General features: G+C 44.0%; 10 protein-coding genes. 4 read left to right on the plus strand and 6 right to left on the minus strand.

Annotated features, from left to right (window positions below):
• Positions 1–135: 135 nt before the first annotated feature.
• The gene (locus L1286_RS17550; RefSeq protein ID WP_235408340.1) at positions 136–2,505 is read left to right on the plus strand and encodes a TonB-dependent receptor; all 2,370 of its coding nucleotides are present in this window, start codon (positions 136–138) and stop codon (positions 2,503–2,505) included.
• Positions 2,506–2,545: 40 nt separating this feature from the next.
• On the opposite strand, the gene L1286_RS17555 is transcribed toward L1286_RS17550, so the two are convergent.
• The 5 genes from L1286_RS17555 to L1286_RS17575 form a co-directional block, all read right to left on the minus strand.
• The gene (locus L1286_RS17555; RefSeq protein WP_235408341.1) at positions 2,546–3,232 is read right to left on the minus strand and encodes a 4'-phosphopantetheinyl transferase family protein; all 687 of its coding nucleotides are present in this window, start codon (positions 3,230–3,232) and stop codon (positions 2,546–2,548) included.
• 114 nt (positions 3,233–3,346) lie between these two features.
• Positions 3,347–3,730 (minus strand): hypothetical protein, encoded by a 384-nt coding sequence (locus L1286_RS17560; RefSeq protein WP_235408342.1) that lies wholly within the window; start codon positions 3,728–3,730, stop codon positions 3,347–3,349.
• Positions 3,723–5,342, minus strand: coding sequence for a S41 family peptidase (locus tag L1286_RS17565; RefSeq protein WP_235408343.1), 1,620 nt, complete (start codon positions 5,340–5,342; stop codon positions 3,723–3,725). Before L1286_RS17565 ends, L1286_RS17560 begins: the two co-directional genes overlap by 8 nt.
• A 201-nt stretch (positions 5,343–5,543) precedes the next feature.
• On the minus strand, positions 5,544–6,164 hold the full coding sequence (locus tag L1286_RS17570) for an endonuclease (RefSeq protein ID WP_235408344.1): 621 nt from the start codon (positions 6,162–6,164) through the stop codon (positions 5,544–5,546).
• 64 nt (positions 6,165–6,228) lie between these two features.
• Positions 6,229–6,936: a hypothetical protein gene (locus L1286_RS17575; protein ID WP_235408345.1), complete on the minus strand. Its 708-nt coding sequence runs from the start codon at positions 6,934–6,936 to the stop codon at positions 6,229–6,231.
• A gap of 190 nt (positions 6,937–7,126) precedes the next feature.
• On the opposite strand from L1286_RS17575, the gene L1286_RS17580 reads away from it, so the two are divergent.
• Both L1286_RS17580 and L1286_RS17585 read left to right on the plus strand, forming a co-directional pair.
• The gene (locus L1286_RS17580; protein ID WP_235408377.1) at positions 7,127–7,507 is read left to right on the plus strand and encodes a hypothetical protein; all 381 of its coding nucleotides are present in this window, start codon (positions 7,127–7,129) and stop codon (positions 7,505–7,507) included.
• A 610-nt stretch (positions 7,508–8,117) separates the two neighbouring features.
• Complete coding sequence (locus L1286_RS17585) at positions 8,118–9,311, plus strand: DUF3103 family protein (protein WP_235408346.1); 1,194 nt, start codon at positions 8,118–8,120, stop codon at positions 9,309–9,311.
• Between the two features lie 162 nt (positions 9,312–9,473).
• On the opposite strand, the gene L1286_RS17590 is transcribed toward L1286_RS17585, so the two are convergent.
• Positions 9,474–11,114, minus strand: coding sequence for an endonuclease (locus L1286_RS17590; protein ID WP_235408347.1), 1,641 nt, complete (start codon positions 11,112–11,114; stop codon positions 9,474–9,476).
• Positions 11,115–11,383: 269 nt separating this feature from the next.
• Here L1286_RS17590 and L1286_RS17595 point away from each other — a divergent pair, with 269 nt between their 5' ends.
• The gene (locus L1286_RS17595; protein WP_235408348.1) at positions 11,384–13,201 is read left to right on the plus strand and encodes an assimilatory sulfite reductase (NADPH) flavoprotein subunit; all 1,818 of its coding nucleotides are present in this window, start codon (positions 11,384–11,386) and stop codon (positions 13,199–13,201) included.
• Positions 13,202–13,248 lie beyond the last annotated feature (47 nt).

Here is a 13,248-nt window from a genome sequence, read left to right on the forward strand (position 1 = left end):
TGTAACTTTTATTACTTGTATTTCGATTTTTTGAATAGAAAACAAATAAAAAGAAAATAAACGCTTTCTTAATTATGCAATTAATATGTACAATGATAATGATTATCATTGTTTATTAATTTTAAGGAGGATGCTGTGTCTGCATCATTAGGTCGACTAGGTCGTTTTTCTCCACTTTACTGCGGTGTCGCATTAGCACTGAGTGCACATAGCGGTGTTGCGCTGAGCGATGAACAGCAAGAATTGGAAAAAATAGTTGTTACCGGGCAGAAAATTGATAGAAGCTTGCAAGAAACGCCCACCAGTGTTGCTGTGATTACGTCGGCAGCCATGGAGAAGGAGAATATTCAAGACTTCTACGATATTACAATGCGTACACCCAACGTAACGGGTGACGCAAGCACCGGCTACCGCATCCGCGGTATCGACTCATACACCATTACCGGTGGTGGTAATGGTGGCCTGGCACGTATCTACGTGGATGGCGCAGCATTGTCTGAAGATATGACCGCAGCGGGTGCATTCTCAACGTGGGATACACAGCAAGTGGAAATATTACGTGGTCCGCAGTCTACACTGCAGGGTCGCAGTGCGCTTGCGGGTGCTGTCGTAGTCAAGACACGCGAAGCAGAGCACACACCTTCTGGTAAAGCACGAGTTATCTATGGCCAAAATGGTGAACAACAAGCGGCTATCGCTTTTGGCGGTAGCCTGATTAAAGATGAGCTGGCGTTTCGTGTCGCTGCTGAGCACAAGCAGCAAGATGGTGAAATCTATAACCCAGTGCTGAACAAAACCATGGATGACAAAGAAAGTGATTTTGTTCGCGTGAATTTAGCCTACACACCGTCTGCAATGACCGCCTTAACGGCGCGCCTTAGCTATACTAATTTTAGCAGTGAAAATGGCACGCTATTTCAATCTAATAGCTCTCCTGATCCAAAATATTCAACAGATGACTTATTTGCCAACAGGTACTTATTCATTAATACGGATGCATACACCGAAAATGAGTCGGAGCGATGGGTACTCAATGTGGACTATGATTTGTCTGCACAATGGCAATTAACGTACACCGGGTCATATAGTGACAGCAATTATACGCGGTTGAATGACAGTGATTTTGGTATTGCGAAGTCGGATGTGTGGCAACAAACTAATGACGACAAGCGTCGAGGCCACGAACTAAAATTTACGTATTCAGGCGATAAATTAAGCGGTATCTTTGGTGCTTTTATTGCAAATGACGATCGCAACATGGAGACTGACTCACAAATTAGTTATGGGTTTGCAGAGACCGGTGTACGTGATCAACTCGTTGCGCAATTTACTCAGCTGGGTTTGCCTGCGGAGGCGATGGCTGATCAGGTGATCGGCATTTATCGTGCAGCAGGGGCCGATCCTGTGCTTGTAAACGGGGCGACAAACCCAATTGAAGAAGTTGAAAACCAAGCTATATTTGGTGACTTCGTGTATCAAATTAATGATCAGTGGTCTGTATTTGGTGGCGCACGTTGGGATAAAGAAACGCGTGCTAACTCTTCAGTTGCGAGCCAGACCCTAGCGCCAGAAACGACTTTGCCAGATCCACAAGGCTTTGCACAAAACCCATTGATGGTTCAGCTTATCACTGGCGTAAACCAACTGATTGTGGCCAATGCTCAGCGCGCTTCAGGCGTTCAGCCGAGAGCTGAGGAGTCTTTCACAACCTTCTTACCAAAGATTGGCTCAACACTTCAGTTTAATGACGATATGTCTGTCAGCTTGAGTTATCAAAAAGGCTACCGTTCAGGTGGTTTGGGTGTGAATACAACGAGCAACGAAATTTATACCTATGATCCAGAGTATACCCACAACTATGAGCTAAGTTTGCGCAGCACATGGCTGGATGAAACCTTAGTGTTTAATGCCAATGCATTCTATATCGATTGGCGTGACCAACAGGTGCGTGTGCAGCTGTCAGGTAACTTGTTTGATTTAGAAGTCGTCAATGCGGGTAAGTCTGAAGTAAAAGGTTTTGAAACCAGCATCGACTATGCATGGTCTGAGAGCGTAAAAGTATTTGCTGGGTTAGGCTATGCAAAAACGGAGATCACAGACTTTGAGTTTAATCGCTCAGATGTTGTGACGGGCGATGATTTCGTTGGCCGCGCATTCCCTAAAAGCCCGAATTGGACAGCAAACCTAGGGGTTGATTATGATTCTGGCACGGGTTGGTTAGCCAATATCAATGTAAACTACCAAGATGGTGCAAAACAGTTTGCTGCACCGGTTTATCAATCCGTGGATGAAAATGGTGATCGCGTCCTCGATGATCCTGAAATTCCAGGCCGTACGATTGTAAATGCGCGTGTCGGGTATAAACCTGCTGACTGGGGTGTTTTCCTAACGGTTGATAACCTACTTGACCGTGAATACATCAATTCACAAGGTAGCCGCCGCTGGAATTATGTTGAGCTTGGCCAGCAAAGGCAAGTCGCATTACAGTTAGAATATAGCTTCTAATGCTCATAAAACGGTGCAATGGCACCGTTTTTTAATGCATTTAACGTTTTAAATGCACACACTCTGTTAAAACCATATTGTGTGCAGATTGATAATACACGGCGACCTCTGTGCCTTCAGGTAAGGTGTCATGCAGCGTTTTTGTCAGCACAAAGCGCAATTGGTCGTCGTCACTTTTCACCAGCTTTGCGGCATCAAAACCAAAAAACGCTTTCACTTGCGCATACAGTGCCTTATAAATACTTTCTTTGGCTGAAAAGACGACTGTTAAGGGCTTTTCATGACGTGCGCGAAGTAGCTCAAAGGCGGCGTGTTCATCGTCCCTCAATATTTGGTCACGTAACTCTTGTTCTTGTTTGTCCGTCATATTGTGTTCAATATCGATGCCGATGCCTAGTACGTCATCGCTGTCAGTCACCATGGCCATCGCAATGCCTTTGCTATGCGTAATGGCGCCAGAGGTATTTTCTGGCCATATCGGCGCGCGATCTTCGGCACTTTGAATCACAAAATTCGCCATACCTAATGACGTCATCGCGTGAGCTGCGCACACTCTGCCCGCTAAATACTCTGCTTTTCTTTTGGCCACAGCCCGTTTGAGCTTGCTCGGAAAAGGCTGGTTGAAAAATGCATAGTCAGTATCTTGATATTGGTTTGCATCAAAGGCCGTGCAATGAAAAGAATACGGCAACTTAGGGGTAAAGGGTGATCGTTCAGTGATGTGCATGAAAAACTCCTTGGCTTAGCCAAGGTAGTGTCTCTGATCCCTCTGCGCTATGCAAGTTCACTAGAGTAAACAGATGGTTATTTGCCACGTTAAGTGGCAAATAACGGGGTAAGATTAATCGGGCTTGTATTCAATACATTGTGCATGACGCAGCGGCACATATTTATCGGCTTTGGAGTAGTAAAGCACACATAAACGGTCCCTTATTTGTAATTCAAAAGCACTGATTGGCAGCGCAGACAAATCAACCGTCATCATCGCTTGGTCATTACCCAGCTGGCCGCTAGATATGATCAGTTGTGGTGATTGTGTCAGTACATTATTGGCAAGTACGGGGGGCAATCCCCCCTTTAAAGTCACAATGGCTTGTTGTAACTCAGACACGATAGAAGGTGAGGTATCACTTAATACCGCAGGCATCGGCTGAGTGTGGGGGCGACTGTGACAAGCACTAACAAGGAGTGCGAGTATCACAGTGAGCAACCTTGGTTTAGTCATTGTGTGACTCTTTAACTGGCGTGTAAATCGCACCATGTCGTAACGGTCGATAAGGTACACTAAAGTCATTTACCCTCTCTTTCGAGGCATTGTCTTGCACTGTCATGCGTGCCACACGCCCAGAACTGACAGGGCAATTCCCCGTGGAAATATGGTGCAACGCTCCGGCTAACATCCCTTCGCTCAGATCGCCAAGGGATGTACTAAAATCATCTGCAATACGACAACCAGGCACTTTTTCATCTAGGCCCATTTCACCAATCAGCTGGGCATCGGGCGTGATAATGAAGCCATCTTCATAGTCGCCAAACCCTTTGTTGTTCGCCGATTTATTTTGAATAGTATAGTACACAGTGCCACAATTTTGCTGCGGTACAAAACCATAAGGCTTGCCACGGGTATCAGCACCTATCAAAATCACTTCGACATCAATACCACGTAGTGCATTGATCACACTTTCACTCGCTGAAGCAGTCCCGCTGGTGGTGAGCATATATACGCGTTTCATATTTGCTGCTGGTAGCTTGTCGTCATTATAAGTTAATGTGCTCCAATTGATGGACTGGTCCACAAACCCAAGAGGCTCATTTTGTGAACTTAATTTATCGTTGTGAGTTTTAACTGAAAAATTACGGTTGTTGTGCTGATCTCCGGCAATCATATACGCTACTTGAGATGCTTGAAACACTAAGCCTCCGCCGTTATAGCGCATATCTAAGATTAACTCGTCTAGGTTACCAAATTGATTGAAACCGCTAATTAGCCCTGGTTGTGCACTGGCGATAAATTGGTTGAATTGCATATAACCGATACGTTTCTCTTCAAAGTCAAACACCTTCGCATTGCGGACAGGTTCCAGCGCTAAGTCGAGGGCGGTTAAAGAAACTTGTTTTTGATCTCCATTCTGCGCGAGCAGGGTTAACTCCACAGTTTGATTGTTTGCGGGTGAAAAGGCACTGATAATTTGGTTGAACTGAGTGCTGTTATTGCTATCGAATGTGGCGAAGTCCAAATCTCCTACTTTAAGGAGTCGGTCACCGCGCTCAACACCGGCTTGAGCAGCAGGCGAATTGGCTGTGATATAGGCGACATAAGCCATCCGAGTTTGAGGTATGGTCCAAGTGATACCAAAGCTGGCTGCGACCCCGTCTTGCGATTCTTTTTTAAAGTCTTCGTAGCTCTCGCTGAAATGGAACTCATCTTTATCACGGCCACTGGCTGTTTTAAGCGGCGTTTTTAGTTGTGCAAAATAGGCAGAGACAGTAGAAAATTGGTTAGGATCGTTATCGATAATTTCATCATACCAAAGGTATGTTTCATTACTGAATGATCGTAGCCACATCTTTTCATGCATTGCCGTGCCCGCGGCATCTGGATATGGTGTATTTTCAAAAGGGTCGATACCAGAGCGCGGAGTGGCACATAAATTAGCAAATTGATTTGATGGCCGGAATTGACCTACTTGCCAAGTCGGGGCGGTTGTTTGTGGTGTAGGGGGGGTGACAATATTATCATTGTTTGAACCGCCGCCAGAAGAGCCGCCACATCCAGCTAACAAGGTGGTGGTCATTGCTAAACCGATAGCAAGGTTGAGTTTGTTCTTGAATCTCATATCCCGTTCCTAAAAATTAAAGCACTGGCCGATATAACAAGTAGACCTTACGAACCGATGTGTGCTTTCAATCTACATCATTAATCTATGTATTATGGGCCCAAATTATCAACTGTTGTGCAAGATTACAATGAAAAAGCGGATACGTGTTCCTATTTTGTTCAATTATAATTTTTTTCATTTTGAGCAACCTACCCCTCCTTATTTTACCCAGCTTGTGAAGAGTTTTTGCTGACGCTCACTCAGCTTTAGCCCATAGGTTTTTTGCATATAAAAATAGGCTTCTGCAATTTGCTTGCGGGCGTAATAAGGTGGTTCTATAACGCGTTGCTTAAAATCGATTTTTACTTCACATGCACCATGTTGATAAGGCGTGTGTGGGAGTATCCCAAAACGGAAGTTACTGCGGTCGGCATTGATCTCTCCAATGGCGGGCGCAAGGTTATGAATGTCAGCTTCCATTTCACGAAACTTGGCGCTTACCTTACGACAGTTTTTACGCCCACCTTGTTGCCAACACTGTAATTGATGGCCAAACTCCCATGCGGGTACAATGTGCTCCCACTCGATTCTCGTCGCCCGAACATTGGGCTTGCCACTGCGAGTGATAGGTTTTCTGGGTTGATAACCACAGGCGCTCGGATCTGGAATTAGTTTCTTACCCTGCTTTTTGATTTCACAACCACAGTAAAGCGTCGTGTCATAGGGGTCAATTTGACGAGTTAAATACTTTTTTGCTTTGTAAAAACTGTCGAATGTTTGAGCGTGACCACTGGTACTTAACAGCAGTAATATCACGCTCAAAGGTACAATATTGAGCATGCCTCTCACCTAGGGTGGACTTCAGGACTGTGCTCATAATAACGAACTTAACGATGTATTGTGATTAATTTCGTTGAATGCGCCGTCGTCGCCAAGGCGGTGACTGGAATAGCAAGATCATCCCTGAAAGACAAAACAAAACACTGGTCGCAGAAAAAGAGATAAGTAATGGGTTATTAAAATCGTCTCTCTCATCATAATCCATGATATGCAGCATCCAGAAAAAATCGAATATGCGCCATAACGTGCTACGCACCGTAACGACTTGGCCGCTTGTTGCGTCTAGGTAGAGGGTCGTACTGACCCAATCAGCATAAACAACACGCCAAATGTGTTGGCGATATTGTACTTCCCGAGGACCTGCGTCTAGGAGCTCTATGGTTGCCAATGGCCCGTCACCAATATAATGCCGCTTGGCTTGTTGACGAATTTGCTCTTTTGTTGGCGTTTGCAGTGGCTGGCCGTGTGTGCCATCAAAATAGGTGATAGTGTCAGCACCGACTTTAATGACGGGTTGGTCTAGAAAATGGGTAAATTCTATTTGGTGCAAATTACCAACCTGCGACTTAATCTGATCTAAGCTGGCAGTATAATTTGTAGCGTTGAACGGGTTTTCTAGTTGTCTGTGTGCAAGGTGTTTGCCGTGGACCATGTCCAATGGAATTGCACTCATAACCAAGCCGCCAAGCAACCAAGCAAATATTTGAAGTGCGAGTAAATAGCCAAGATATTTATGAACTTTTCTGGCTGGTTTTAGGGCTGTTTTATTCATTACTCTGTTTTTTGGTCAAAATTGCTGATAGCTTATTGAAATTAACGTAAAATCCAAAGTGACAAATTGTCGCACCCAAAAGTATGACTTTCAGGGTCGGGTTCGCACTCATACCGTGACAACTTGTTGTATGGAAATTAAACAATTGGCGGGCTTAGGTCCAATCACCCAGCAAGGTAACGCATTCGCAATGTCAGAAATCCAATTTTTAAATGTCGATTTAGAGTTAGAGTCCAAACACGACATCTCCGCTTTGGTTGAGGATCTAAAGCGCAACGCTGTTGTATTACACTATGATAAAGATGAATACAGAGAGCTGGCCAGGATTGAGTCAAGTGCCACTGTCACCAGTCCCAATAAAGCGATTAACCATTTATGTGAGTTAATTGAATCGTGTTCAAAAGCGGCTCTAAAGCAATGGCTAGGGTGTAAAAAGCGCACTTTTGACATTGGCTTTGCATCAGGCGATGCACCTAAATGCTATTCTCAGGCATTGGATGTCGATACGCTGCTACGGATTTCTGCGATAGGTGCAGGCATTGAAATTACGCTTTACCCCGTAGAAAAGTAACTTATATAACTTGCAATATTGCTGTTGGTGAGATGTGCTATTGACCAACAGCCAACCTCTTCTTTTCTTTGCTTATGCCAAAAATCTGCGCTTTCTTTTTTAAGTTTTTACTTAAAAACAGGTGTTTTTGTTACTTTTTTTTAAATTAAATATCTAAAAAAGGTAAATTGTTGTTCTTATGTGAATTGTTCATAATACCTGAATAGGAACGTATTACCTGTTAAATTTTGGGCATGTTCTTCAAACTATTTAGTTTAATTAACACACTTTATAAATACAAACATCAAGATTTAAGTTTCTGTTTATTATCTCTTTTGTTCCTAATACCTCGTTGTTTTGAAGATAAAATAATTGTGGATAAACCGGGTACTTTTTCTGACATAAACGTTTTGCAATCCTTATTATTGCGATAATTAATTGTCCCGCTTTTTGTTTGGTTTGATGTTAAGTTTATATTTATCAGTGGGATACGCTCGATATGAATTTTTTCATGTTAATCTGTTATTAATATCTTGATAAATCTATTGTGCTGTTTTATCGTGGTTGTGCACACATAGTTGTTTATCTTAGGGTAAATAAAAAAACACACGGATTATTTCAAGGAAATGTTATGAATAGGTTACTTAAGTTTGCAGCACTGCATTCAGTCGTTATGCTTGCCAGTACAACGGCAATTGCAAGTCAATTAGAACAATCATCGAGTAGTGCACGCTCAGTGCATACTGAATTGCAATCGATAGATAGATTCAATAACCAAAATATGCAGGTCGCAGACATCAAAAGGGTGGTTGCAAAGGCTGTGGCGGTACAACTAGGTGAGAAACAAGCAAATTGGTTATCACAGCTAGACAGCACGCACACGTTAAGTTTTGCTGATTTAGGCTTACCTACGGCGAGTGCCCAGCTAGGTATGCAAGCCAGTGAACAAACTCGACAGCTGAAAGGACTTTCTAGTGATGGCCAAAATGTATATCAGCTACGTCTTGCGGATGAGTCGATGTTATCTCAATGGCAAGATGGTCAAATGCCTTTAGTTGCGTTTGCACCGCGTGGTGAGGATACACAATGGATCCATGTTGAAGCGTTTGATGCTGCGGGTGAACTTCATTTGCTTGATGCACAGAAGATGCCCACTAGACCGGTATTGGTCGTAGAGTTAGACAAACAACTTGTACACCGTGAAGGCATTGAAGTGATGCGCAAGGTGTTCAATCAAAATCGTGAGTTTGCAGAGCATTCGCCTTTATCGCAAGTGTCATCATTTGCGCCTCAGCAGAGTGCACCTATTTCAACTTCAGTCATTAGCCGTATCCGCTTAAAGGACGACAAAGAGCCTTGGATTTCAGGCGCAGCAGAAGTATATGCTGTGGTCAATGGCGTCAGTCCAACTCGGGATGAGCCAGCGTTAGATGTGGTGGATTTACCGTATCTTGATCATGATGGACAAGATTACACACCTAATCAAATCCTCATTCACTGGGAGCGCTATCGTTGGCAGGCAGCGGATGTCTTATTGATGGAGCATGACGACAACACCAACTATCAAGAATTGGCATCGACCTTTTTGAACATTGTAACGCAAGTAATGAGGTTGATCCCCGATCCAAATGTGCAGGGCTATGCCATTATTCCACAATTAACAAATGAGTTAATTAAGGCGATGCCAAGTCATTGGTTTACCAATGATGATGACTATGTAGATGTATTTTATACGTTATTTGAAAATCGCCAGTACAACAACCTGATGGGGGCGAGCAATAACGCAAAAATGACTTTATCTCCCTTAACGATAGAGCCAAGGTAAGTACACTTGTAAATCGCGGCGGTGGTGGAATATCAAAACGGTTTACAGGATAGGAAGCGAGTTAGCTTACCTTTATTAAACACTCACGTAGACTCTGCGCTGAGTATGTTACGCGGCCTAATGGATTAGGCCGCTTTTTTCTCTCAGGTTATAGCCTGAAAATTACCAAATTTTTTCGACAAATTCGGGGTGATCAATATACGGGTTGCGGTTACCTTGGTATTCGTACGCAGCTTGGTTGCGGGCACGTTCTATATCATCTACCGGATCTTGTTGGTGCCAGCGTTTAAGTAGGGCGATGACCCATGGCTCAAAAACTGCATTGGCTGTGCCGTTTAAGACATCATTGCCATAGCTCGACTTGTTTTGCCATCCGGCAATGACATTTTCATATCGTGTTGCCATGTAGAAGTAAATACGTGCCATATCGCCTTTGAACTGGTCGATGGGCTCAAAGACGGTACCTGAATAATTGATACCGCTGGCACTGCCTAGCTTACTGCCGTTACTTGATGTGTAGCTGGCATTACCGACTTCGCCAAAGGGGTAACTATTGCGCTTCGCATTGACGAAACCATCTGAGGCAAAGATATGATGAACGTCTGAATTCATAGGTTCCACTTTGCCACCAAACCAACTCTTAGGAAATGAGTGTTCGCGGTTGTAACAATCACCTTCTACTCGGTAGCTGCCGCATTGGTCGCCTACTGCCGCAAAGTTCACGTTATCAGCGGTGCTGGGTTTTTCTGAGTATCTATCTAGCACGGTATTGTCTTTTTCAAAGAAACGGTCTCGCTCATATTGATCTATGAATGACCACAGTGCGCTATAACCACGGTTAGTGTGATCTTTAATAATGGTATGTAGCTGAGATTTTAGTGTGTACCCAGTGAGACCCGCTGCCGATGCATAATAACCAGTGGGATCTTGGCCACCGCCATCCCCTCCGTCGTTGCCCAAAGTAAACGTTTTTTGCGCTTGATTAGTAAATTCGCTACCAGCTGCCAATACTTGACTATTGAGCGTTAATTCATAGCTACCATTGCCGTGTGAACAACAGATACCGTCTCCATAACTGTCAGAGATCACAAACGTGTAAGTGCCATCAGCCAAGCACAAGGATTCATTATTAGTGGTATTGTTCGCATAGCCATTACCGCTATTGAGCACTTGTCCCTGTTGATTTTTTAGTGCCCAGCTGGTCTCACTGGCATAGTTGTCAGTGATAAGTTTCAATTGGACTGAATTTTGTTGGCATTGTGTGGGTGGGGGAGGCGGGGGTGGGGTAGTCGTTGAGTCACTTGGGGTAAAGTGATCAACATACACCACTTCAGTGCCGTCAAATCCGCTGGTGTCGTAAAAACGCAGGCCCACTTCAATAGTTTTAGTGCTGCTGGCTGTATATTGATACGAAAGCTGTTGCCACTGACCCGTTAGATTTTCATTCGAATATCCACGATAACCATCTACGTATAATCGTGCCTTAATACTGCCCTCGGTATGGTAGACCCAAGTACTGAACGTGTAGCTTTGTCCGTTAATGACAGAAATTGCCTGACGGAGATCCGTATTACCCTGTGTGGCGGTCTTGACCGTCACTGAAGCGGCACTTTGGCCATCTTTGATCGGGGTATTTACTTGGGAGAGTGTTATTCCCGTGTCAATGGTAGACCAATTGCTCGGCGTGTTTTGTTGCCAATTTTCGAAGCTGCCATTACTAACTTCTGCACTGGCTATTGGACAAACTAATCCAATTAAAACAGCGGTCTTTATACTAAATCTATGAAAATTACGATGCTTCATTTTTCTCACTTATTGTTTTGAGTAGGTTAATTAAGGTCAGATAATGTACTTTACAGTTATTAAAATGTTAAATAACTTTTGATCAAAAAATGATCGTTACTTTTAATCTGTTTTATTTGGAGTTTTTTTCTTTTCATAACTAAAAGGAATAACAAAGCAGATACTGTTCTTTTTTTTGTTAGATAGGAACAGTATCCTGCTTGCTATTAAATGACCTGCACAGTCAGGTGCGAGAGCAAGTAAACGAAATGGGTTACGGGGAATAATCAATGTTGTTGAGTCAACTGAGTGCTGCGGCAAGTCCGCTATCACAAGAACAACTGCAAAAGTTACAGGGGTTGGTGGCTGAGCTAAATCCAATTCAACAGGCTTGGGTGAGTGGTTACTTGGCTGCAAATGCCAATACTGCGGCACTCGGTGGCGTAATTGGAGAGGCAGCAGCGCCTGCACAAGAAGCTGCACCACTCACTATTTTATATGGTTCACAAACCGGCAACGCAAAAGGTGTTGCTGCACAGCTTGAAGCGCAAGCAAAAGCACGCGGTTTAACAGCCAAGTTAGTGAATATGGCCGACTACAAGCCTGGTAATTTAAAGAAAGAAAAGTTCATTGCTGTTGCGGTGTCGACATATGGTGAAGGTGAGCCGCCTGAAGATGCTGAAAATCTGCACGAATTTTTGGTTGGCAAAAAAGCGCCAAAGTTAGAGGGTGTAAAAATTGCGGTGCTTGGATTGGGTGATTCAAGCTACGAGTTTTTCTGTCAAACTGCCATTGATTTCGAAGAACGTTTACAAAAGCTGGGTGCGCAAAGTGTTGTGGCGCGCGCAGATTTAGATGTTGACTACGACGAGCAAGCAGAGGCGTGGATAGCATCCGCATTGGATGCGTTCGAACCAGAGTTAAAGGCGCAGCAAAGTGCCGGTGCGGCTAATGTGGTCAGTGCGCCATTTGGTGCACCACAAGCCGCGCACAGCCAGTACACAAAACAGAATCCATTTTCGGCTGAAATCTCATCGGCAGTAAAGATCACAGGTCGAGATTCAACCAAAGATGTTCGCCACATTGAAATCGATTTAGAGGGTTCTGATATTAGCTATCAGCCTGGTGATGCGTTGGGTGTCTACTTCTTAAATGATGAAGCTTTGGTGGATGAGGTGTTAAGTGCATTGAATATTGCACCTGAGAGCGAAGTAAAGCTGGGTGATGAGACATTGACTGTTCGTAATGCACTCATTGAAAAGCTTGAGCTAACACAGTCTTATCCTGGCTTTGTGGAAAAATATGCTGCGGCAACTGGGAATGAGGAACTTGCACAGTTAGTCACCGATAAAGCGGCATTGCGCCAGTATTTAGAGGCGCGTCAGGTATTTGATGTGATAAAACAAAACCCGAGTGATATCGCAGCACAAGCCCTCGTGGAGTGCTGTCGTAAAATCCAAGCGCGTTTATATTCGATAGCTTCAAGCCAAGCCGAGGTAGAAGAAGAAGTACACCTGACCGTGGGCCTTGTCGAATTCGAAGCCTTTGGAGAACAACATTTTGGTGGCTGTTCAGGCTTCTTAGCACATCGTGTAGAAGAAGGTACAAAAGTTAAAGTATTTAGTGAACACAATGACAACTTCCGTTTGCCAGCAGACGATAGCACACCTGTCATTATGGTGGGACCAGGTACTGGTATTGCGCCTTTCAGAGCGTTTTTACAAGAGCGTGATGCACGAGAAGCAGAAGGTGAAAACTGGTTGTTCTTTGGTAACCCACATTTTACACAAGATTTCCTATACCAAGTTGAAGTTCAAGGTTACGTGAAATCAGGATTGCTAAATCGTGTTGATTTGGCATTTAGTCGTGACCAGGCAGAGAAAATTTACGTCCAAGATCGTATTCGTGAGAAGGGCGCAGAGGTGTTTGCTTGGTTAGAGAAAGGTGCACATTTCTACGTATGTGGCGATGCCACGCGTATGGCAAAGGATGTACACCAGGCACTGTTGGACATTGTTAAAACCCATGGTGGAAAAGACGATGAGCAGGCCGAGCAATATTTGAAAGAGCTGCGTAGTGCTAACCGTTATCAAAAAGACGTCTATTAATAGACGTCATAACGCACTTACTTTCCGTCACAGCATACGAATTTAGG

Origin of the sequence: Pseudoalteromonas sp. SMS1 (assembly GCF_021530565.1) — a bacterium.
In the GTDB taxonomy this organism is placed as follows: Bacteria; Pseudomonadota; Gammaproteobacteria; order Enterobacterales; family Alteromonadaceae; genus Pseudoalteromonas.